The 23619-nt window shown below is 49.7% G+C and carries 19 protein-coding genes and 1 other RNA gene; 16 read left to right on the top strand and 4 right to left on the bottom strand.

Annotated features, from left to right (window positions below):
* Positions 1 to 43 precede the first annotated feature (43 nt).
* From DEV76_RS08320 to DEV76_RS08285, 8 genes are all read left to right on the top strand, one after another.
* On the top strand, positions 44 to 1207 hold the full coding sequence (locus tag DEV76_RS08320) for a 1-deoxy-D-xylulose-5-phosphate reductoisomerase (protein WP_109697090.1): 1164 nt from the start codon (positions 44 to 46) through the stop codon (positions 1205 to 1207).
* 43 nt (positions 1208 to 1250) lie between these two features.
* Positions 1251 to 2597 carry an RIP metalloprotease RseP gene (gene rseP / locus DEV76_RS08315; protein ID WP_109697088.1) on the top strand — a complete coding sequence of 449 codons (1347 nt, stop codon included), beginning with the start codon at positions 1251 to 1253 and terminating at the stop codon, positions 2595 to 2597.
* 38 nt (positions 2598 to 2635) lie between these two features.
* Positions 2636 to 3007: a transfer-messenger RNA gene (ssrA, locus tag DEV76_RS08310) on the top strand.
* Between the two features lie 267 nt (positions 3008 to 3274).
* A complete protein-coding gene (locus tag DEV76_RS08305) occupies positions 3275 to 4039 on the top strand; it encodes a hypothetical protein (protein ID WP_109697085.1) in 765 nt (254 codons plus the stop codon).
* Positions 4040 to 4481: 442 nt separating this feature from the next.
* Positions 4482 to 6935 (top strand): TonB-dependent receptor, encoded by a 2454-nt coding sequence (locus DEV76_RS08300; RefSeq protein WP_198651988.1) that lies wholly within the window; start codon positions 4482 to 4484, stop codon positions 6933 to 6935.
* Positions 6936 to 7024: 89 nt separating this feature from the next.
* Entirely contained in the window at positions 7025 to 7441 is a 417-nt protein-coding gene (locus tag DEV76_RS08295; RefSeq protein ID WP_109697083.1) for a hypothetical protein, read from the top strand.
* A 140-nt stretch (positions 7442 to 7581) separates the two neighbouring features.
* A complete protein-coding gene (locus DEV76_RS08290) occupies positions 7582 to 7911 on the top strand; it encodes a nucleotide pyrophosphohydrolase (RefSeq protein ID WP_109697081.1) in 330 nt (109 codons plus the stop codon).
* Entirely contained in the window at positions 7908 to 9644 is a 1737-nt protein-coding gene (locus tag DEV76_RS08285; protein ID WP_109697079.1) for a DUF2075 domain-containing protein, read from the top strand. Before DEV76_RS08290 ends, DEV76_RS08285 begins: the two co-directional genes overlap by 4 nt.
* Before the next feature lie 134 nt (positions 9645 to 9778).
* On the opposite strand, the gene DEV76_RS08280 is transcribed toward DEV76_RS08285, so the two are convergent.
* Positions 9779 to 10963, bottom strand: coding sequence for an epoxide hydrolase family protein (locus tag DEV76_RS08280; RefSeq protein ID WP_232826908.1), 1185 nt, complete (start codon positions 10961 to 10963; stop codon positions 9779 to 9781).
* A gap of 350 nt (positions 10964 to 11313) precedes the next feature.
* Between DEV76_RS08280 and DEV76_RS08275 the strand changes: the two genes are divergently transcribed.
* The gene (locus DEV76_RS08275; protein ID WP_157962784.1) at positions 11314 to 12612 is read left to right on the top strand and encodes an OmpA family protein; all 1299 of its coding nucleotides are present in this window, start codon (positions 11314 to 11316) and stop codon (positions 12610 to 12612) included.
* A 71-nt stretch (positions 12613 to 12683) separates the two neighbouring features.
* Here the strand turns inward: DEV76_RS08275 and DEV76_RS08270 are convergent, their stop codons facing one another.
* Positions 12684 to 13025 carry a HopJ type III effector protein gene (locus tag DEV76_RS08270; protein ID WP_109697718.1) on the bottom strand — a complete coding sequence of 114 codons (342 nt, stop codon included), beginning with the start codon at positions 13023 to 13025 and terminating at the stop codon, positions 12684 to 12686.
* 67 nt (positions 13026 to 13092) lie between these two features.
* Between DEV76_RS08270 and DEV76_RS08265 the strand changes: the two genes are divergently transcribed.
* Positions 13093 to 13950, top strand: a complete 858-nt coding sequence (locus DEV76_RS08265; RefSeq protein ID WP_109697074.1) for a family 43 glycosylhydrolase — start codon at positions 13093 to 13095, stop codon at positions 13948 to 13950.
* 38 nt (positions 13951 to 13988) lie between these two features.
* Here DEV76_RS08265 and DEV76_RS08260 read toward each other — a convergent pair whose 3' ends face one another.
* Complete coding sequence (locus DEV76_RS08260; RefSeq protein WP_109697072.1) at positions 13989 to 14756, bottom strand: MerR family transcriptional regulator; 768 nt, start codon at positions 14754 to 14756, stop codon at positions 13989 to 13991.
* A gap of 290 nt (positions 14757 to 15046) precedes the next feature.
* On the opposite strand from DEV76_RS08260, the gene DEV76_RS08255 reads away from it, so the two are divergent.
* The 6 genes from DEV76_RS08255 to DEV76_RS08230 all read left to right on the top strand — a co-directional run bounded on the left by DEV76_RS08255 (position 15047) and on the right by DEV76_RS08230 (position 22974).
* Positions 15047 to 16354 (top strand): SWIM zinc finger family protein, encoded by a 1308-nt coding sequence (locus DEV76_RS08255; protein ID WP_109697070.1) that lies wholly within the window; start codon positions 15047 to 15049, stop codon positions 16352 to 16354.
* A 4-nt stretch (positions 16355 to 16358) separates the two neighbouring features.
* Complete coding sequence (locus DEV76_RS08250; protein ID WP_109697068.1) at positions 16359 to 17864, top strand: DUF5691 domain-containing protein; 1506 nt, start codon at positions 16359 to 16361, stop codon at positions 17862 to 17864.
* A 13-nt stretch (positions 17865 to 17877) separates the two neighbouring features.
* The gene (locus tag DEV76_RS08245) at positions 17878 to 18957 is read left to right on the top strand and encodes an ATP-binding protein (RefSeq protein WP_109697066.1); all 1080 of its coding nucleotides are present in this window, start codon (positions 17878 to 17880) and stop codon (positions 18955 to 18957) included.
* A gap of 12 nt (positions 18958 to 18969) precedes the next feature.
* Complete coding sequence (locus DEV76_RS08240) at positions 18970 to 21213, top strand: DUF5682 family protein (RefSeq protein WP_109697064.1); 2244 nt, start codon at positions 18970 to 18972, stop codon at positions 21211 to 21213.
* On the top strand, positions 21210 to 22349 hold the full coding sequence (locus tag DEV76_RS08235; RefSeq protein WP_109697062.1) for a VWA domain-containing protein: 1140 nt from the start codon (positions 21210 to 21212) through the stop codon (positions 22347 to 22349). Before DEV76_RS08240 ends, DEV76_RS08235 begins: the two co-directional genes overlap by 4 nt.
* Before the next feature lie 91 nt (positions 22350 to 22440).
* Positions 22441 to 22974 carry an OmpA family protein gene (locus tag DEV76_RS08230; protein ID WP_109697060.1) on the top strand — a complete coding sequence of 178 codons (534 nt, stop codon included), beginning with the start codon at positions 22441 to 22443 and terminating at the stop codon, positions 22972 to 22974.
* A gap of 52 nt (positions 22975 to 23026) precedes the next feature.
* Here the strand turns inward: DEV76_RS08230 and DEV76_RS08225 are convergent, their stop codons facing one another.
* The gene (locus DEV76_RS08225) at positions 23027 to 23599 is read right to left on the bottom strand and encodes a pentapeptide repeat-containing protein (RefSeq protein ID WP_109697058.1); all 573 of its coding nucleotides are present in this window, start codon (positions 23597 to 23599) and stop codon (positions 23027 to 23029) included.
* Positions 23600 to 23619: the final 20 nt, after the last annotated feature.

Genomic DNA, 23619 nt, shown 5'->3' with positions numbered 1-23619 from the left:
AAAACCTTTAAATTTAAACGCAAGGAGAGATTACAGACAGATCATGAGTAAAAAACGCATAGGCATTTTCGGGTCTACGGGCTCCATCGGCCGCCAGGCACTGGAGGTGATTGAAGCTCACCCCGCCCTGTTTGAAGTGGAAGTGCTCACGGCACAATCGAACGAAGCCCTCCTCATAGAGCAGGCTTTGAAGCACCGGCCCAACGCCGTGGTAATCGGCGACGAAAGCAAGTACGCCGCAGTGAAGGATGTTTTATTCGACCAGGGTATCAAAGTGTTCGCCGGCCCTTCCGCCCTCGTGGAAGTGGCCGCATGGGACTCCATAGACCTGATGTTGTCCGCCATTGTAGGCTTCGCAGGCCTCGCCCCCACGCTTTCCGCGCTGGAACAGGGTACCCCTGTGGCCCTGGCCAATAAAGAAACGCTGGTGGTTGCCGGAGATATCGTGATGGCCACTGCCCGCAAGAGAAACGTGCCCATTATCCCCGTGGATTCTGAGCATTCCGCCATTTTCCAATGCCTTCAGGGAGAACCGCTCTCCCGCGTGGAAAAAGTAATCCTCACGGCTTCCGGCGGACCGTTCCTCGGCAAAAAGACCAATTTCCTCATCAACGTGAAGAAAGACCATGCCCTCCAGCATCCTAACTGGAGCATGGGCGCCAAAATAAGCATCGACTCTGCCACCCTCATGAATAAAGGACTGGAAATGATCGAAGCCAAATGGCTCTTCGGGCTCCATGCCGATCAGATTGAGGTGATTATTCATCCCCAGTCTATCATCCACTCCATGGTTCAGTTCACCGACGGTTCCCTCAAAGCCCAGATGGGCCTGCCCGATATGAAACTGCCCATCCAGTATGCCATGGGGTATCCAGACAGGCTGGTGAACGACTTCCCGCGGTTTACCTTCAAAAACTATCCCTCGCTCACCTTCGAGCAGCCAGACCTGAAAACGTTCCGTAACCTGGGCATAGCCATGGAGGCATTACGCAAAGGGGGGAACGCCGCCTGTGTCATGAATGCTGCCAACGAAGAAGTGGTGAACGCTTTCCTTAAAAACAGGATTGGATTCCTCCAGATGACGGAAGTGATCGAGGAAACGATGGCCAAAGTGCCTTTCGTGGAAAAGCCGACTTTACAACAATATTATCAGGCCGACACAACTGCCCGCGATCATGCCGCAGAGTTGATACACAGCCTGTCCTAATTACTTACATTCGCAAAAAAATCCTGGTTTTTTAAGCAAATACATGGAAACATCCGCAATATTAGTCAAGGCAGGCCAGTTGCTCCTTTCTTTATCGATCCTCGTGGTCCTGCATGAGCTTGGGCATTTTATCCCTGCCAAACTGTTTAAAACGAAGGTGGAAAAGTTCTACCTCTTCTTCGATCCCTGGTTTTCCCTCTTCAAATTCAGGAAAGGTGATACGGAATACGGCGTTGGCTGGCTGCCCCTCGGTGGCTATGTGAAAATTGCCGGTATGATTGATGAGAGCATGGACAAGGAACAGATGAACCGTCCGCCGGAGCCATGGGAGTTCCGCTCCAAGCCAGCCTGGCAGCGCCTGATCATCATGATCGGCGGTGTAACGGTGAACATCGTTCTCGGTTTCCTCATTTATACAATGATCCTCTGGCATTGGGGCGAGAAAACGCTTCCCCTCCAGAACGTGAAATATGGTATTTACACGGATTCCATCGGTCACAGCATCGGACTGAAAGACGGGGATATGATTGTGTCGGTAGACGGAAAGGTTCCGGAGGACTTCTGGGACGTTACCGGAGACGTGATCCTCGACGAAGCCAAAACCATTCAGGTGAAACGCGACGGGCAAATGGTGGACCTTCATATTAAGGACGGCTTCGTAGGAAGCACTATCCGCAAGAAGGCTCCCATCGCAGGTGTTCGTGTTCCGGCCGTAATGGATACGATCATGACCGAAAAGGAGGGGTTAACCGCAGGGCACAAAGCCGGACTGAAGTTAGGTGACACCGTTATTGCCATCAACGGAACGGAGGTGAAATACTTCCATGAAATGGCAAAGCTGCTGGTGAAGGATTCAGGCCGTACGATTGATTTAACGGTAAAACGCGGGGCAGATACAATTACGTTACATCCCACATTGCCGAAAACCGGCCAGCTGGGCGTGAATACTTTCAGTGACCGTCACCTCGATTATGTAACGAAGCGCTATACTTTCGGAGAAGCGATCCCGGCAGGCTTTACAAAAGCTATCAGCACACTGGTAGGTTACGTTCAGCAATTGCGCCTCATATTCGTATCTAAGGAAGTGAAGGCGAGTGAGTCGCTCGGTGGTTTTATGGCCATTGGTAACCTGTTCCCGTCTGTATGGGACTGGCAGAGCTTCTGGACGCTGACGGCTTTGCTGAGCATCATCCTGGCATTTATGAACATCCTGCCAATCCCGGCATTAGACGGTGGGCATGTATTGTTCCTGATCTATGAAATGATCACCGGCCGCAAGCCCAGTGAGAAGTTCATGGAGTACGCGCAGATCGTGGGTATGGTATTGCTGTTCTCATTGCTGCTGTACGCCAATGGGTTGGATATATGGCGCTGGCTGACAGGAAAATAAATCAAATAAATATTGTATCTTTGCGGTGCTAAAACACCGGGGCTGACCGGTTTTGACAGCATAGGTCTTTGAAAGTGTAAGCATGCCGTGCGTTGGATAATTAGCACGTAAATCTGAATACCCAAATTTCAATTGGCGAATCTAACTACGCCATGGCTGCCTAATTAAATTAGGTACCCATTATAGCCGCCGGAATTGTGTCCTACTGCGACTCCCGCCGCCGAATCAAACCCACAGATGGATAAGTGTACATGGTTTCTGTGAGTGTACATCGAAAAACTTAACGGATAAGGGCAAGGTTGGTTTGTTCCGTTCCTGCCAGGCCACGAAAAATCAATAAGGAAATAAGCATGTAGAAAGCTTTCCGGGAATGTGTTTGGACGCGGGTTCGACTCCCGCCAGCTCCACAACCCTCTGTAGACTCAGGTTTACAGAGGGTTTTTTGTTTTTACAATCCCCCCCTCTGATTCTAACTGCATCAGAATTCCCGCAACCGCTCACTTTTCGAAATCCTCTAACCCCGAAGCACTTCACTTTAGAAATTACCCAACCCTGAGTGCTTGCAGCCTTCAACATTCTTCAATCCAGGATTTTGCGGTATTAGATATCCTTCAATTGCCCCAGCCACAGCTCCGTAGCGGCTTTTGTAACTTTAGGGATAACAAAAAATCGCTATTATGGCAATCTTAGATTCTCTCATTCCATTCACCGGCAGGCTGGGCAATATCATTGCCTACAAGCGCAACGGCAAGCACTGTTTACGGACGGTGCCGGAAAAAGTAAGGCAAACGGCAAACACCCGCCGTGCTGCCAAAAGGTTCGGTGCGGCCAGCCGCAAGGGCGCCCTTATCCGCCACGCTATTAAGCCGCACCTGGACGTACATACCGATCATGCGCTCGTAAACCGCCTGAACAGTTTAATTCTACAGGCTGGCAGGCACAACCATGCAGCATTGGTTAAGTTCCGCTTCAATGGCTACACAGGTATCAATACCCATATCAATGCAAGGCCCGTATTCACCAAAGACGGGAAGCTGCACATCCCAGCACAGCAATTCAAGGCCTGCGCGAAAGCAGAACACATGGAGATCAAAGTGATCGCAACCCGCATCGACTTTAACACCCGCACCATCACCGGTTCTGATACTGCCGTACTGAACATCCCCCTGAAGGGACGCAATCAGTACTTCGAAGGCGCAGATATGCAGGTAAACGTTCCCGGTAAAGGCACGCTGGTAGTAGTAGTGCAGGTACAACAGTTTAAAGATGGGGATGCAATCGGTAACCGCAGGAGTTATGCAGCTGATATTATAGCGGTGGTGGAAGAAGAGCCAAAGAAAGCAGTTAGTACCTTAGTTAAACCCCTGCAGGAACTAACTCATCTCCCCGAACGCAGGCCAGTCCCTGCTCAAAGCGGGCTCCCACTCATCCAGCGGGAATAGCATATCGCCATAAGAGCGAAATTTTGTTATAAATCATTAACTATCAAAACATACGAACCCCAGATCTACCCGGCAGGCACTTCCTCCGCCAGCCATTGCCATTTATCACAGGCACGCTATCTTCACTATTTCTGCTTCCTGTCACCTTTTCACCGGCTTCGCACACGATCCTCCCCACATTCGCTTCAAGTCCACGTTCTCTCTAAATATAATATTTAGTTACCCCACAGTTACTACGGAGTAATTAACCAGTAATTGTCTTCTAACCAGCACTGTAACTGCGCTGTTGTTGGAAGCTACATGTATTGTAGTCAGGGCGTTGCCTTATGCATCACCTCTTTTTTCCGCATTGCGTAAACTGTTTTCCCGATCCGATTGGAGGAATGGATAGTCACCGCGCTACTTTTGCGGCCAGATTTTAACTTTTCATTAATACATGACCATGCGTATAAAATTTAAAAATATAGCCTTCCTGGTAGCATCTTTCATCGCTATCGTTTGCGCTTTACCTGTTATGGCGGGGGTAGAACCTTTATCCGCCATTAAAGTGAAAGTGGTAACTAACGACGGCTCACCCGCCGGCTTTGTTTCCCTACAGCTCAAAGAGAAGAACAGAGGCGGTATGACCAACGAAAGAGGGGAGTATGTATTCAGGAAACTGCATGCAGGCCGCTACACCGTTCAGGTGTACCTCATCGGTTATAACAAAGTCGAGAAAGAAGTAGACCTCAAAGAAGACGAGATCTTATCCGTAAATATCGAACTGGAAGCCACCCATGCAGAACTGCAGGAAGTGGTAGTGAACGGTGAAAGGAATAAGTATAAAGTAGACAAAGTTTCCGGATCCCTCCGTTTACAAACCCCCATCCTCGAAGTTCCCCAGAACATCCAGGTAGTATCTGCCACCGTACTGGCCGATCAGCAGGTGTTTGACGTGGTGGATGGCATCACCCGCAACGTTAGCGGCGCTACCCGCACCGGCCATTGGGATAACCAATATGCCAATATCCGTATGCGCGGCTCCAAGATCCCCGCATTCCGTAACGGCATGAACATCGAACAGAGCTGGGGACCCACCGCAGAAGATGCTTCCATGATCGACCGTATCGAGTTCGTTAAAGGCCCCGCCGGTTTCATGCTGGCAGCCGGTGAACCCGGCGGCTTCTATAACGTGGTTACCAAAAAACCTACCGGTAACACCCGCAGCTCCGTTAACCTCAGCATGGGCAGCTTCAGCACCTACCGCGCAGCGCTCGACTTCGACGGTAAACTGAGCAAAGACGGTAAGTGGCTCTACAGGCTCAACCTCGCCGGTCAGCAAAAAGACTTCCACACCAAGTACAACTACAACAACCGTTACGTGATAGCTCCGGTAGTGAAATACCTGCTCGACGAAAAAACATCCGTAACACTGGAATACACCTATCAGGCATCCAAATACCTCGGTAACGGTAACTACACTTTCTCCCGCAGAAAGCTGCTGGATGAGGATATCAAAAACGACTTCTTCTACCAGGACCCCGCCCTCGAACCCAGCACCCTGAAAGATCATAGTGCATACCTCTATTTCGACCATGAGTTCAGCGACAAATGGAAAGCACATGCACAGGTGGCTTATTTCAACTTCGCCATGGAAGGCAGCAGCATGTGGCTGTCCAGCATCGAGATGAATGGTGATATGAAGCGCTATGTGAGCCAGGGCGATGAAGCCGGTGAAAACCGTTTCGGCCAGTTCTCCCTCAGCGGCGAAGAATATACCGGCAGCATCCGCCACCGTATCCTCGGTGGGGTAGACCTTGGTATCAAAAAATTCTGGGGCGACTTCCGTACCCTGAAAAACGATATCAGGCTCCCGAATCTCGAAGATCCCAGGAAGCCCGCTGATGTGATCTTTAATGTCTACAATCCCCAATATGGTATCCCCTTCGATTCTATGCCTAAGCTGGACCGCAGCAGGAGCGTAAGGCAGCGTGCCGCCAACTCCGGCTATATTACTTCTGTAAGCTATGCTTCCGTATATCTGCAGGATGAACTGGGCTTCTTTAACAATACGCTGCGCCTCTCCGTGGCCGGCCGCTTCACACAGGCAATGACCACCGGCCGCGAACGTAAAACCGATAAAACAGACAAGGTATTTTCTCCCCGCGTAGGTCTCAGCTATTCCATCGATAAAAACACCAGCGCGTATGTACTGTACGATCAGTCGTTCGTACCCGTTACCGGTGTAGACTCTTCCGGCAATGCATTTGATCCCGTAAAAGGCAATGATATGGAATTCGGTATTAAACGCGACTGGTTCAACGGCCGCCTCAGCACCTCCGCTACCGTTTACCAGATCAAAAGGGTGAATGATAAAACAAGCACCGGTTTGGTTGACAGTCGCGGACAAGCCGTAATGCTCCAGCTGGGAGAAACCACCACCAAAGGCCTGGAGATCGACATTAACGGTGAAATCACCCCCGGTCTGAACGTAACCCTTAACTACGCCCTCACAGATTCTAAAATATCCAAAGAATCGCCCACCATTACCGAGGAATCTAAAAAGACCGTTGGTAACATCACCCCTAATACCGCCAAGCACATCACCAATGCATGGGTAAACTACCGTATGATGAAAGGTGCCCTGAAAGGCTTCGGCGTATCTGGTGGCATCCAATGGCAGGCAGAGCGTGCAGTAGGCGCTACCAGGGTATCCAACATCCCCAACTACTTCCGCGTGGATGGTGGCCTCAACTACCAGCTGGGTAAATACAACATCGGCTTCGTGATCAACAACCTGCTCGACGACCGCAGACTGCTGACACAGGCCACCCTCGCAGCCAACGCCGCAGGTTATTACACCTACATCGTGGAAGCCCGCAGGAACTTCCGTTTGAGTGTGGGATATCGTTTCTAATCGAGAAATTGTCCATATGATAGGGCGGTTTGCTTCGGCAGGCCGCCTTTTTTTGCCTCGGGGCTTTTTGATTAATTTAGCACCTGCAAATGAATAATATGCTGGATCAGGTGCTTGTATCAACAGTACTCAGGAAATATCTGCAGGACCATCATCCCGCATTTTTAACGGATGCCACCGAACATGCGAATGGCTCTATGGATTGCTCATTAAAAAGCCCTTCCAGACACTTTTCCATATGGATAGGCACCTACAATAGTGAATACACGCTCGGCCTGGAATCCCCCGACGGAGACTCCGGATGCCATACCCATTTCACCCCTTACACAGAGAGGGATTTCCCCCACGTATTGGAGAATATGTCTGCCCTGCTGAACGATATCATGTCAGGCAAAGTCATCTTTTATCACAGCACCCTGCAGGGCTACACCTGGACGAGTGATATGGACGATACGTTGAAGAAGAAGAGACCGGATGAAGAGATCATGTTCTTCTCATGGAAGTGATCGATATAACGAAAAAGGCAGCTCGTTCAGAGCTGCCTTTTTTATGGATTGGCTGTGAGGATCACAGTTGTCTTATTCTGAGACGGCTATTCCCTTAATTCTAAATTCTTTCTTAAATTACATTAACTAAAGTCAAATATATGGGCGACTGGCATTCATTAATACAACTCATCAGGCAGTTTAATCAGGAACGGGACTGGAGCCAGTTTCATAATGCTAAGGATCTGGCCCTGGCATTAAGCATTGAAGCTGGTGAACTAAATGAGTTATTCCTCTGGAAAAATGCGGAAGAGGCAGACACTGAGAAAGTGAAGGAGGAGCTTGCGGATATCTTTACATATGCGCTTCAATTGGCAGATAAATATGGTTTTGATATTAATGATATAGTTACCGGGAAAATCCAAAAGAATGCTTTGAAGTATCCTGTTGATAAGGCAAAAGGCAGCGCCAGAAAATATGATGACCTATGAATTATGAGAACGAATATTCAATATGTGAGCATAGCTTTGACAAAGAGATTATCGGGAAGATAAGTGATTATCACTTTGCTGAGGACTTCTGGCCTGTCGTTTACATGTTAACAGAAAAAGGCAATAAGAAACTTACAGCTTATGTTGGTGAAACTATTGATATCATTACCAGATTTACCAATCACTTAAATCATCCCGAGAAAAGCAAGCTACATGAAGCACTTTTGATTTCCGGTGACAAGTTCAATAAATCCGCTACGCTTGATATCGAGTCAAATTGTATCAAGTATATGTCCGGTGATGGGAAATATAAGTTGCTAAATGCAAACATCGGATTGGCGGATCATAGCTATTACCAAAAAGAGGAGTTATACACGAATATTTTTCGTGCTCTTTGGGATACGCTTCGAATTGTTGGCCTGGCAAAGCATTCTTTAAAAGAAATAACAAATTCCGATCTCTTCAAATACTCACCATATAAGACTCTTAGCTCTGACCAGACGAAGAGCCTGATATTAATCCTCAGATCATTGCTTGATGATAACTTCGATAGCATAGTAATCGAAGGTGGAGCCGGCTCAGGGAAAACCGTACTTGCTGTATTTTTGTTTAAGTTGCTGCATACACCAGTAGACGATTTTAACTTCAGCATTTTCGGGCCTGAAGATCAACTTATCGTAGAACTGGTGCTCCAACTAAGGGATAAATACCCTAATCCCAGAATGGCTTTGGTTATTGCCATGGAATCTTTCAGAACAACCGTTCAAAAAATATTCAGAAATGTCGCAGGGCTAAGAGAGGAAATGGTAGTAAGCCCCAATGACCTGGCTAAAAATCATTATGATATTATTTTAGTGGACGAAGCTCACCGCTTACGTAGAAGGAAGAACCTGGGTGCTTATATCGGAGACTTCGATGCTGTTTCTAAGAAGCTGGGTTTTGACAAGGAAAAGAATCATGAGCTGGATTGGGTGCTGGCAAGATCGGATAAAAATATTCTTTTTTATGATGAGTTCCAATCAATAAAGCCATCAGACATACCCCAGGAGGTGTTTGATATGCTCAAAAATCAGCCAAAGACAAAAACCGAATACCTCTATTCTCAGTTTAGAGTAAAAGGAGGGCTGAAATACATAAAGTTCATTACTAGTTTGCTACAAGCCGAACTTTCCGGTAGTTCTGAAAAAATTAAGCTCAAGAAGTATGAGTTCATTGTATTTCATGATTTGCAACAAATGCTCGATCAAATCAGAATAAAAAACGAGGAGGAACAACTAGCCAGAATGTTGGCTGGTTTTGCATGGCCATGGGTATCCAAGAAAAGGAAGAATGTTATTCCAAAAGATTTTGATATTGAGTTAGGCTCTTTGAAGTTGAAGTGGAATAGCACTACTAAAAATTGGATCAATTCACCGAATGCCATCAACGAAGTTGGCTGCATTCATACTGTAATGGGATGTGATTTGAATTATGCGGGTATTATTTTCGGCCACGAAATAGGTTATGATAAGGAGAAAGGAGAAATAATTGTTAGGGAAGATCACTATTTTGACAAAAATGGGAAGCATGGAATTAAAGATCCCAACCAGTTAAAAAACTTTATTATCAATATCTACAAGACTATGATGCTACGTGGTATCAAGGGAACATACATCTATATATGTGATGAAGCATTGCGGGAATATTTTTCCAGATACATCCCAGTATTTGGAGAAGCTGCTCCCGTTAGTTAAGGATACCCCATCCAAAGGAGTTTGTATTGCTGTCGGAGGAAATTACATTGCCTGATAAGAGCTTAAAGGGACTGACCCAACTATGCATTTGGCCAGTCCCTTTCCATTTTATTACTGATATTACTGTTTCACTTTTACTTCACCGCATCACTCTCAAAAAACGCTCTCACTTCCTTCGCCCACAGATCAGGTGCTTCCCATGCTGCAAAGTGACCTCCTTTCTCCATCACGGTAAACCGTTTCAGGTTCACTTTTCTTTCTGCCCATTCTTTCGGGGTAGGGGCATCGCCGGGGAAAATGGCTACTCCGGTAGGTACGTTTACTTTTTTGGAAGATGCCAGCTGCTGGGTATGGTCTACGGCGTAGGTGCGCATGGAGGAATTGATGGACTGGCTGATCCAGTAGATCATGATATTGGTCAGCAGATCGTCTTTGGTAAAGTGGTCGTCAATGGTGCCGCCGGGTGTGCGCCAGCTGTTGAACTTCTCTACGATCCAGGATGCGAGGCCTGTGGGGGAATCGTTCAGGCCGTATGCCTGTGTTTGCGGTTTGGTGGAATGCAGCATGGCGTAGGCGCCTTCCCTGTACCACCATCCCTGGATGAACTGCCCGAATTCCTGTTCTGCTTTAGACATGGTGCTCCAGTCTTCAGAGCCATCGGGGTAGCCTACGTCTGAAAGGTGAATGGCTTTCACGTTTTCAGGGTATATGTTGGCGAGTGATTTGGCAATACCCTGGCCCACATCCCCGCCTGCGGCGAAGAAGGTTTTGTAGTTCAGCACGTCTTTCATGAGGGTTGCGAAGATTTTAGCCGACTTGTCGTCTGTGCTGGAAACATGATCGGAGAAGCCAAAGCCGGGGATGGAAGGTATCACCAGGTCGTAGCCATCCGTCAGTAAGGGGATTACCTTATGGAAACGGAAGAAGTTGTCGGGCCATCCGTGGATGAGCAGGAGGGGTTTGGCATTGGGGCTTTTGCTTTTGATGTGCTGGAAGTGAATGTTTACGCCGTCTATCTCCACCGTAAACTGTGGGATTTTGTTAATGGCGGCTTCCTGTTTACGCCAGTCGTACCCGTTTTGCCAGTAAGTAACGAGGCTTTTGAGGTATACGGGGTCTGTACCGTAATTCCAGCCGATGTTTTCAGGAGCGTCGGGCCAGCGGGTCTGGCGGAGGCGGGCTTGGAGATCGTCCAGTACAGCTTGCTGTACATCAATTTTGAAAGGTTTCACATTAAACATATAGTCCGGTTTTTTGGGTTGAGCGTTTGCCATTACAGCATTGATAGCAATAGTTAGGAAAAGTACGAGAGGTTTCATGGTTACTTGGTTTGATAAGACAAAGATCTTTCTGGGTTATGACAGCAGTATGTCAGTAGGAAAATGCCAGTTAAAAATATAAAATCCTTTTGGTAGTTGAAATAGGCAAAAGTACCATCAGAAGGGCGTTTTGCGTCTCTGAAATGTATACTTTGAATGTTGTAACAGTTAAAATTCGGGTATTAATACCCGTGCCTGCACCTCTAAAATGCCATACCTTCGCATCAGCAGCATCTGTCCATATCTACATACCCCATTCGCATTGGCATAATTTCCGTAAGGCAATTGAATCAACCGTAAGCAGCATTATAGCCCCAATATATAGCCACCACCTCAAAAAAACATATGTCATGAAAGCAGTACTATTACTGATCACCTGCTTCTTTACCTGCTACAGCCTTCAGGGGCAGGATATCATCAAGAGAATCGAAGACCGCGCCAGGCAAAAAGCCAATCAGAAAATCGATCGTACCATCGATAAAGGGCTGGATAAAGCAGAGCAGTCGATAGACAGCTCCCTCACCAAAAAGGAGAAAAAGCAGCGCAGTGGCGGCCGTACCCGGGAGGGGAGTGAAGCAACCGCTTCCGCTGAGGCATCATCATCTCCCTCACCATCCCCGCGCATCACAGTAGGCCAGCGCAGCAGCTTCCTGGACTTTGTACCCGGCAGCAAGGTCATCTTCGAAGACCATTTCGAGAAAGATGCCCTGATGGACTTCCCCGCCAACTGGAACACTACCGGAACCGGCAGGGTCATCACGGTAAATGGGTTCCCGGGCCATTGGTTCGAGATTTCCCATAACTCCGTAGTAAACCCCGTACTGAAAGGCCCCCTCCCCGAAAACTGCACCATCGAGTTCGATCTGTTACTCCTCGATGAAGGCGAGAAAAGGGCGCCTTTTATCGATTTCGGCCTCACCCCGGTGAAAGACATCCTCCGGGAAGACCTCTACTACAAGGATAAATTCTACACCACCATCCGCCGTTATAACGAGAAACACGGCAAAGAGGTGGAATACGGCCTGAAGGATGCCGTAGGCAACAAAAACGACTTCCCCCTTGGTAATTATGTCAATAAAGTACTCCGCGTAAGCATGGCGATCAATAAAACCCGCGTAAGGGTATACCTGGATCAGACCAAGATCGTAGACCTCCCCCGGGCACTGACAGATCCTATGCGGAATAACTTTTTCCTCAATAATGGTTACGTCATCCCCGCATCTGAACTGCCCATGATAGTAGGCAATGTGCGCATCGCTTCCGGCAGCACCGATGCCAGAAGCCTGCTTATCAAACAATTGATGGAAGATGGTAAAACCACCACCACCGATATCCTTTTCGATGTAAACAGCGAAACCATCAAACCGGCATCCTACGATGTGATCAAACAGTTCGGCGACGCCCTGGTAGCCAATCCCGCACTTAGAATAAAGATCATCGGGCATACAGACAGTGATGGGGGAGATGCAGAAAACCTGAGCCTTTCACAAAAGCGTGCCGCAGCGGTTAAGATGTATATCACGGAGAACTATGCAGTAGCAGGCTCCCGGATTCAGACCGACGGGAAAGGAGAGAGCCAGCCCGTTGCGGGGAATACTTCTGCAGATGGTAAAGCGAAGAACAGGCGGGTGGAGTTCGTTAAACTCTGACTGTAAATTTCATAAACTACAAAGGCTGCGCATCCACGATGCGCAGCCTTTGCTATATATATACCTTTATGTTATTTCGCGGCTAAAGCTGCTCCTTCAAAAACGATCCCGTCCCAGCCATTGGCCATGAACTGCCGGATGTTCTGATGATCTGCAGCATCGGGAGTTTGTAATACAGATTGATAATGTTCCGCAAACAGGTACAGGGTATCTTCCTTGCTGAGGTTGTTCAGCTGTGCGAAAGCAAATACTTTGGCACTCCCCTGATTCTGGTTAGCCTCATTCACAGCAGCCCCGTTTTTAAAAGCAGTAGGCTGATGCTGGTAATGCGTTTCTATGAATTCAATCACCTCTTTGAAGGTGAGGGTATTGGATTTTAGTTTGTCGAGCAATGTGCTGATTTGTTCTTTCATGCAGCAAAAGTAAAATAATCGGGCGGAAGGCACAATACTTGCAGCGATCCCCTTAAACGGAAAACCCATGTCTGCAACACCCATCATCCGGCATAAATTCACCGCCGACCCAACAGCAATAGTTCACCAGAACAAAGTGTTCCTCTTCACCGGCCACGATGAACCACCTCCCGGGGTAGACGATTACGTAATGCATGACTGGCTTTGCTTTTCTTCCTCCAATCTTACAGACTGGCAGGAGTATCCCTCACCACTGAAAGCCACGGATTTTACCTGGGCTTCCGGTGATGCGTATGCTTCCAAAGTTGTTTTCAAAGACGATTGGTTTTACTGGTTTGTGGCCGTTACCCATCAACACATTCCCGGTAAAGCCATAGGCGTGGCAAAAGCTCTGCAGCCGGAAGGGCCATACCACGACGCTTTAGGCCATGCACTTATTACAGGGGATATGTTACCCGGTAAGCCGGGTGAGAAGGCCAACCTCGACCCTACAGTGCTTATTGATGATGATGGCAGATCATACATCTGCTGGGGCCACCAGGTGTGCTACTTTGCAGAATTGAAGAATGATTTTACAGGGCTGGCAAGTGATATCTCCACTATTAGCCTGCCGCATTTTATGGAGGGGAGCCATCTGTTTAAGCAAAATGACTGGTATTATCTCCTGTATGGCCACGGCACTCCGGAGCAAATAGGATATGCCATGAGCCGGGATATTCATGGTCCCTGGGAGTTTAAAGGCTTTGTGTGTGGGCCGGCGGATAATAGTGAAACCAATCGTCCGGCTACATTGGAGTATGAGGGGAGGATGTTGTTTTTCTTCCACAACGGAAACCTTCCGGGAGGTGGCAGCCACCGGCGGTCGGTGTGTTTGGATGAACTTTATTTTAATGCAGATGGTACTATACAGGAAGTGAAGATGTAAAACAGCCATGAGCATAATTGCCCATGGCTGTAGCGGGTTTATTCTCCCTGTGTTTCAATGTAATGATCCATCGCGGCTTTCATAAACTGCGCCAGCTCCAGGCTGGGCATGCCATCTACCGGTGTGTAGCGGTTGTCCTGCACATAGAGTTCTCCCAGCTTCCGGAAGTACTCCAGTTTACCCATTTCTATTTTACCGCCGCTCAGCTGCAGTATGATCTTAAACCGCCGGGCAATGCATTCCTGAACGGGTGCGCTTGTTGGGTCTGTGTTCATCATTACGGTGAGCCGGGTGTTGATGTTGCTTAGCTCCGTTTGTAAATCGCGCATCTCTTCTTTACTGAAGCTGCGGAGGGTTTCTTCGGCGGAAAGGATGGTGTCTTTCCCCCATTTGGCCATGGCCTCGGCACGGTAGGCTTCCATCTTATCGTTGGGTATGCCTTCGTATAAATCTTCTACCTGTAACATAGTGTTGTTTTTGAGTGTTACCAATGTTTTGTCAATGGTACCAACCAATGTGTCTATCCGCTCCCTTTTCGCCAACAGCGCTTTCCTGTGCCCTTCCAATGCCTGCTGCAGGTCAAATGCAGGATCTTCCAGAATGGCAAGAATGTCTTTCAGCGGAAAGTCGAGCTCCCTGTAAAACAGGATCTGCTGCAGCCGCAACAGCTCCTTATCGCCATACAGCCTGTACCTGGCCTCGGTACGGACGGATGGCTTCAGCAATCCCAGTTCATCGTACAGATGTAAGGTGCGCACACTTACCCCCGCTAATCTGGACAGCTTCTTTACAGAATAATTGTTCATCGTTTGGATTTATACCGTTCTCAGCAAATGTAGGGTATGACGTAAGGTAAGAGTCAAGCTTTCAGACAGATTTATTTTTATAACATAAAAGTTACAGCCTGCGCAGATACCCTGCGCATACCGTTGCTACTTTTACACCATGTTACCGTAACAACATTGCAAATCATTCAAAATCAATACTAATAAACGTATATGTAATGATGCTGACGAAGTGTGGAGGTATTGCTTTTTTACCTATTTTGCGTAGTATTTTTTTGTTTGTCTATAGCCAACTTTTCAAATAGAATCCCTTGCAACTAACAGAAGACCAGATACTTTCCCTTGCACCCGACGAATCTTCCCGGAAGTCGGGTAAAGACCTCGCCAATCCTGCCAAATGGGTAAGCAAAGGTATCAACGAACTAGCCCTCTGGGGCGAATGCCAGGGCAGTGGCAGCAAACCCTACCAGACCCAGGTAGATGTTGCCTCCATCGCTTTCAAATGCTCCTGTCCCAGCCGTAAATTCCCCTGTAAGCACGGCATCGGCCTCATGCTCCTGCATGCCCGTCAGGCCGCTTCTTTCACGGATAACACCGCCCCGGCATGGGTAGCAGAATGGATTGATAAACGCTCTAAACGGGAAGAAAAGAAAGCAGAAACTGCCGCCAAACCCGTGGATGAAGCAGCACAGGCTAAAAGAAAAGAAGCCCGCGAGCAAAGCGTGGAAGACGGAATGGAGGAACTGCTCCGCTGGATGAAAGACATCGTGCGAAACGGTATCCTTAATATCCCCGAAAAAGATCCGGCTTACTTCGCGGACATGGCCCGCAGGATGATAGATGCCAAGTCTCCCGGACTGGCAGGCATGGTACGCACCCTCGGTTCTTTAAACTTCTACCGCGAAGGTTGGCAAAGCCAGTTCATGGACCAGCTGTCACGCATATACCTCGTTATATCAGGATTCCGTAACCGGGAAGGGCTGCCCGCCCCATTGCTGGAAGATGTACGCAGCTGGACCGGCTTCACACAAAGCCAGGAAGAACTGAAAGCGCAACCCGGCATCACAGACACCTGGATCGTGCTGGGAAAGCAAACCATTGAAGAAGACAGTCTGCTCACAGAGCGCAACTGGCTCTATGGTACGCAGTCTAAACGCTATGCACTGGTATTACAGTTCAGCGTGCGCGGGCAGGGACTGGCCTTTTCCATCAGTCCGGGTATGCACATACAGGCTACGCTGGTGTTTTACCCATCAGCACAACCCCTGCGTGCCATCATCCGCGAACAGCATTCTACCCGCGTGCAGGAACCATATACACCCTGCAGCGGCTGGCAGGAAGTATCCGCCGCTTCTGCCGCCATTTACAGGGAACTGCCCTTTGATGCAGAGCGCCCTTTTATTGTGCAGCAGGTGAAGCCTGTTCAGCAGGATGGGCAGTGGTGGCTCTGCGATCAGGACAGCCACATCGTGCGCATTAAAAACAATTTCAAACAGCTCTATACTTTACTCTCCATCAGTGGCGGTCAGCCGCTGGATATGGCCGTACTGGGCAGGGAGCATGTATACGAACCCATGGGCGTTTGGAGCGGCGGCCAATACTTTCACCTTACAAACTAACCCCATGCCTTCCTGGAATAACATCATACAAACCGCCCAGCTCGGAACGGAAAAGCGGCAGCTGAAACCGGCAGACATGGCGCCGGAACTACAGGAAACTGTTTCCATCACACAAAGCAACCCCGCCATCGACCGGGAGGAGCAATTCCTCCAATCGGCAGCACTGGCTTTTAATTACCGGCAGAGCGGTGTTTTACCTGCCACACATTCCGCGCCGGTTATTACACCCGCGCCTCCGGAAGAAAGCGCTTACTGCAGCCCCATCGCACATCAGGCGCTGAAAGATATCCTGCTTTACGAAAGCACCGGCCTGCTTTCCCTCTGGCTGAAGCTGTGCGCGGAAAAGCAACTTCTTGCCCGGCCTGAAGTATTGCCGGTTTTACTCAATACCGCCATGCAGCAGAAAGCCCTGCGCCCTGCTATCGACGCTTGCCTTGGGCATCGCGGTAAGTGGCTGGCACGGTTTAATGAAGACTGGCAGTTTACCTCCGGCCTTACGGATGATGAGTTATGGGAAACCGGTTCTCCGCAGCAACGTAAACAGGCATTGCTGAGAGCAGGCCATACGGATCCCGAAAAGGCCGTGGCATGGCTGAAAGATACCTGGCCGAAAGAGAATGCCGCCACCCGTACAGAACTTCTGAAAGACCTCCCCGCTGCATTTTTCGAAACCAACCTCCCCTGGCTGGAAAGCCTCCTGCAGGAAAAGAGCCAGAAGGTGAAAGAGGAAGCTTTGAAGCTGCTGAAAAGGATCCCCATGTCGTCAGTAGTACAGCTGTATTGGAACACCATCCGGCACTGCGTGAGCATCGTAACGGAGAAAACCATGCTGGGCCTGTCGTCTAAGAAAGTACTGCAGATAAAAGAACCGGATGCTTTCGATGAACAGATCTTCAAAACCGGTATTGAAAGAAATACCAGTGTAGACAAGAATTATCTGTCGGCCGATGGTATGGTGATATATCAGCTGGCAGAATATATTCCCCCGCATTTTTGGGAAGCGCATTTACAGGAAGAGCCTGCGGTTATCTTCGACCTCTTCCTGAAAAATAAAACGGGAGAGAAGCTGCTCTCCGCCATGGGCATGGCCGCTTACCGCTTCGGGAACGAAGACTGGGCGCCGCTTTTTACGAAAGATGATAAACGGTATTTTCACGATATCCTGCCACTGTTGCCGCAGGACCTGCGCGAAAGGTACATGGTGAAATTCTTCGACATCATGCCCGACGGTATCATCCGCTTCCTTACAGAAAACCAGCAGGAAGACTGGGGCATGGATATCACACGCTCTTTCATGAAGTATGTGGCCAACAATCATTACCACTACAACCGCGGCTTCTACAATAAATTCATCCATCTGCTGCCATTAAAAATCGCCGGTGAACTGGATTCTTTTTCTCCGGACGATGATTACAGCAAACGCGGCTGGACGGAAATGGCGGGGCACATCCTCCAGCTGCTTTCCCTTAAAGGACAAACCATTCAGGCATTTCAATCCATAAACCACTAATAATACCCAACTTATGTCAGCGATTTTACGCAGCCATGCAGAACAGCTCTTTGCACAGGAACTGGAAGAACTGCAGAAACAGGATGGCGGCAAACGCCCCTCCAACTGGAAGTTAACACCACAGGCCGTTGTCACTTACCTGATAGGCGGCACACTCAAAAACGGATTTGAGATCACTCCCAAATATATCGGCAGCCGCCGCCTCATGGAAATTGCCGTGGCCACCCTTACTACCGATCGCGCCCTGCTGCTCTATGGACTGCCCGGCACCGCTAAAAGCTGGGTAAGCGAGCACCTGTCTGCCGCCATCAGTGGTAACAGTACCCTGATCATTCAGGGCACCGCAGGTACCAGCGAAGAATCTATCCGCTATGGCTGGAACTATGCCCGGCTGCTTTCTGAAGGTCCCAGTGAAAGGGCGCTCGTGGAAACACCCGTGATGCGCGCCATGAAGGAAGGGCAGATCGTCCGTATCGAAGAGCTGACGCGCATCGGCGCCGATGTGCAGGATACCCTCATCACCATCCTCTCCGAAAAAACACTCCCTGTTCCGGAACTGAATACCGAAGTACAGGCCTCGAAAGGCTTCAATGTAATTGCTACCGCCAATAACCGCGATAAAGGGGTGAACGACCTCTCCAGTGCGTTAAAGCGCCGCTTCAATACCGTCATCCTTCCTGTACCCGATAGCATGGATGAAGAGATCGATATCGTGAAGCGCCGGGTGGAAAGCTATGGTAAGGTAATGGAACTGCCTGCTGAAAAGCCCGCCATAGAAGAGATCCGCCGTATCGTGACCATCTTCCGGGAACTACGCTCAGGCGTAACGCTCGATGGTAAAACCAAAATCAAGGCACCATCCGGAACGCTCAGTACGGCAGAAGCCATCTCTGTAGTGAACAACGGTCTTGCCATGGCTGGTTACTTCGGCGACGGACAACTCAAAGCCGCAGACCTTGCCGCAGGCATCCTCGGTGCGGTGATCAAAGATCCCGTGCAGGATAAACTCGTTTGGCAGGAGTACCTGGAAACCGTAGTGAAGCCCCGGAGCGAATGGAAAGATATTTACAGGGCCTGTAGAGACCTGGTTTAAAACATTGCCTTTATGTCGATACACGTTTTAGGCATACGCCACCACGGCCCGGGATCTGCCAGGAGTGTGAAAGCATTCCTCGAAAAGCTAAAGCCCGATATAGTGCTGGTGGAAGGTCCTCCGGAAGCAGATGCGATCCTGCAATGGGCCAATCATGCGGAACTGAAGCCACCTGTAGCCATACTGGCCTATCAGGCCGATGATATTAAGAAATCGGTGTTCTATCCCTTCGCGGAGTTTTCTCCCGAATGGCAGGCCATTCAATATGCAAAGCAGCACAACATCCCCGTAAGGTTTATGGACCTCCCGCTGTCGCATCACTTCGCCATAGAAAACGAAGCGGCAGCAAAGGAAGCAGGAGCAGATGTTGCGCCGGTAGAAAATGCGGTGGTGGAAGAAGTGGAAGTAACGGAAAGGAAGATGCACCCCATGGATGAAATGGCCGTCGCTGCCGGATTCGGCCACAGCGATAAGTGGTGGGAGCATATGTTTGAACACCGCCTCGATAACGAAGGCGTTTTCACCGCCATCGGTGAAGCCATGCAGGCCTGCAGGGAAGTATCCCCTTCGCAGCACGACCGGGAAGAGCTGCTGCGTGAAGCTTACATGCGGAAAGTAATCCGCCAGGCAGAGCGGGAAATGTACACGGAAATAGCCGTTATATGCGGCGCCTGGCATGCGCCTGCACTGATGGATATGCCTCCGCAGAAAGGGGATAACGAGCTGCTGAAAGGCCTGCCCAAAGTGAAGGTGGAATGCACCTGGGCACCCTGGAGCTACGACCGCCTCAGCTACAAAAGCGGATATGGTGCCGGGATACAATCGCCCGGATGGTATGAACATGTATGGCATCATCCCAACGATGATGGCTCCCGCTGGATGGCCAACGTAGCCCGGCTTTTCCGGGAAAACAGTATGGATACTTCCGTAGCCCACATCATAGAAGCCGTTCGCCTTGCAGAATCACTGGCAGCCCTGCGCGGCTTACCTAAAGCAGGGCTGGAAGAACTGAACGAAGCCACCATCAGTGTACTCTGCACCGGCGAAAGTGTTATGATGCAGCTCATTGCCAGCAAGCTGATTGTAGGCGTTAAAATGGGACAGGTACCTTCCGAAATACCCAAGCCACCACTGCAGGTAGACATCGAGAAGTTTCAGAAGAAACTCCGCCTGCCCGCTTCCGCCGACTGGAAAGATTACCTGCTCGACCTCCGCAAGGAGAACGATCTCGAACGCAGCGTTTTCCTGCACCGCCTGCTGCTGCTGCAGTTAGAATGGGGCAGAAGGAGCGAAGTGGGAGGCAGAGGTACCTTCAAAGAACAATGGCGCCTCCAGTGGGATCCCTCGTTTACCATAGAAGTGATCGAGAAAGGCGTATGGGGCAACACCGTTGCCGAAGCAGCTTCCAACTTTGTGGTAGACCAGGCCGTACATTCAGGTTCCCTGAAAACCGTGAGCCAGCTGTTGTCGGATACCATTCCGGCGGAGTTACCCGCTGCAGTGGAAAAGCTCATCCAGCTGCTCAACAACCTGTCTGCCGCCAGCAGCGATGTAATGCAGCTCATGGAAGTAATACCGCCACTGGTGAACGTAAGCCGCTACGGCAACGTGCGGAATACAGACAGCGCCATGGTAACGGGTATTGCTACCGGTATGATCACCCGTATATGTATCAGTCTCCCCAATGCCTGTAACGCCGTGGCGGATGATGCTGCACAGCAGCTGCTGGAATTATTGTACCGGATGAATGATGCGGTGAACCTCCTGCAGCATCCCGATTCCACTGCCGAATGGCAGGAGATGCTGCATACGGTTGCTAACGGCGGACAAACCGCCCCCGTTATAGCAGGCTACAGTACCCGCCTGCTGGCCGATTACCAGTTGCTGACGGGAGAGGGGCTGGTGAAAGCCTTCAACTTCTCCATGTCTCAGGCAACGGAGCCTGCCATTGCAGCCGCGTGGCTGGAAGGGTTCCTCAAAGGCAGCGGTACCCTCTTACTGCTCGATCCTCAGCTATGGAATGTGGTGAACGGTTGGGTAGCCACGCTGGACGAATCCAGCTTTACACAGGTATTGCCCCTGCTGCGCAGAACCTTCGCGCACTTCACCCATTCGGAAAGGAGGAAGCTGGGAGAGAAAGTAAAACAGGGTGATAGCGGAATGGTTTCCGCTCCATCCATTCAGGAACACGCATTCGATTCGCACCGCGCGGCACAAAGCCTGCCGGTGGTAATGAACTTATTGGGATACGCATGAACAACGAATTCAACATCCGCAAATGGCGCCTGATACTGGGCGGCGGGGAAAATGACGGTACGGGCACATCGCTCGAAGGTAAGGAGCTGCAAATGGACCGTACACTGGAAGCCCTCTATGACAGTGAGCGCAGCGGCGGCCTCGGCCCCTCATCACCGAACGTAAGCCGCTGGCTGGGCGATATACGCACCTTCTTCCCCAACTCCGTAGTGCAGGTGATGCAGCAGGACGCACTGAAGCGCCTCAACCTCACCCAGATGCTTTTCGAAAAGGAAATGCTGGAAAACGTAACGCCCGACGTTCACCTCGTAGCCACCCTCATGACCCTCAGCCGGGTGATCCCCGACAAAACGAAGGATACCGCCCGCCAGGTAGTGCGTAAAGTGGTGGATGAACTGATGCGCAAACTGCAGAACCCCATGCAACAGGCCGTTACCGGCAGTCTCAACCGCAGCGTGCGCAACTTCCGCCCCCGGCACAATGAGATCAACTGGGATATGACCATCCGTAAAAATCTCCGGCATTACCAGCCCGATTACAATACCATTATCCCCGAAGTGAAAGTAGGATATGGTCGGAGAAGGAACTCCCTCAAGGATGTGGTGCTTTGTATCGACCAAAGCGGCTCCATGGGCACCTCGGTGGTGTACTCCGGCATATTCGGGTCGGTAATGGCTTCTATCCCCGCTATTAAGACCAAAATGGTCGTTTTCGATACCGCCGTGGCCGACCTTACCGAAGAACTCACTGACCCCGTAGAACTCCTCTTTGGGGTGCAGCTGGGTGGTGGCACCGATATCAATGCCGCGCTCACCTATTGCCGGCAGATCATTACCCGCCCTATGGATACCGTGCTGGTACTCATTACGGACCTCTACGAGGGCGGTAATGAGGCCGAAATGCGTAAAAGGGCAGTTGAGCTTACCGCTGCCGGGGTACAGGTAGTAGTGCTGCTGGCACTGAACGATGATGGCGCCCCCTCGTACGATCACGGCAACGCACAGTTTCTCTCCAACCTCGGCATACCCGTTTTCGCCTGCAGCCCCGATAAGTTCCCCGACCTCATGGCTGCCGCACTCAGTAAGCAGGACATTGCCGCATGGGCCGCCCGGGAAGATCTGTCACTGAAGAAATAACCTATGTAATTCGGTTATCATATTGCTGTTTATTGTCATAACACATTGATTATTGGGGATTTACATAAATTTGTGCCCAAATCGCAAGCAAATGACTTTACCAGCAGTTAATCTCCGAAGCGCCCTGCTCGTTGCAGCAGTGGCCCTGTTAACCTCCTGCTCTGCATCTAAGAAATCAGGCGGAACACATGCTTACATGAAGAAACAATACAAAGAGCTGAAAGGCGCTTTGAATGAGGCAGAAGTCTCCATCATCCAGGACAGTGTGAAGGTCATCTTCCCCCATCATGTACTTTTCGCTACCGGGTCCGACCAGTTGAAGGACGAAGTACGCCCCACCTTCGGGCGCTTTGCCGGGGTATTGAACAAGTACGACAAAACAAAGATCCTCGTTACCGGGTACACCGATAATACCGGGGCCGACCAGTTTAATAACGAACTGTCGGAAAAGCGGGCTAAGAGCGGCAAGCAATTACTCGTGGAAAACAGTGTAGCGGATAACCGCATCTTTACCTGGGGCCTCGGCGCACGCCATCCCATCGCAACCAATGATACAGATGAAGGAAAGGCCCGTAACAGGCGCGTGGAATTCGTTATCCTGTACGATGTGAAGAACGATCAGTAAATCACGGAATGGTAATAAAACAAAAAAGCAGTCTTCATCAGACTGCTTTTTTTTATGTTATCTGGATATTGTATTTCGCCAGCAGCCCCAGTACCCCGGGTAGCATAAACTTCGCTTTCTTAATCTTATTCCTTTCCGGATCAATGAGGTAATGCTCCGCCGTCCTGAAATCCGCCTGCTCCAAAATAGTGTTGCCGAAAGTGGTATTCAGCAGATCACAATGTGTGAAGAAGGAAGCGGTAAGATCCGCATTTGTAAAATCTGCCTCCCGTACCAGGCAATGAGAGAAAACGGTTTTCTTAATCTTCAGGCCAAAGAAGGAAGTATTGTTCAGCGTGCAGCGTTCGAAGGTAAAGGAGAGGTTGAAGGAATTACATTCGTCGAACCGGAGGCCCAGCAATTTACAATCCTGGAACTTTACACCGCGGAATGCAGTGCCTTTAATCGTGGTGAGACTCATATTGCAGCCGGAAAATACACAGTCGATAAATACCGCGTTGATAAGGCTGCTCCCCGAAAAGTCACAGTTCTGAAATGTGCATTGCTCATATTCCACAGCAGGCAGCGGTGTGCTGGTATAGTCTTGCCGGTCAAACGTCCGGTCGGTATAATAATCCTGTTCCATAACCCTGAAAATTAATCAAT

Origin of the sequence: Chitinophaga deserti, from assembly GCF_003149455.1 — a bacterium.
GTDB classification, from domain to species: Bacteria; Bacteroidota; Bacteroidia; order Chitinophagales; family Chitinophagaceae; genus Chitinophaga; species Chitinophaga deserti.
The sequence above is the reverse complement of the archived record's forward strand: the minus strand, read 5'-3'. Positions and strand labels throughout refer to the sequence as shown.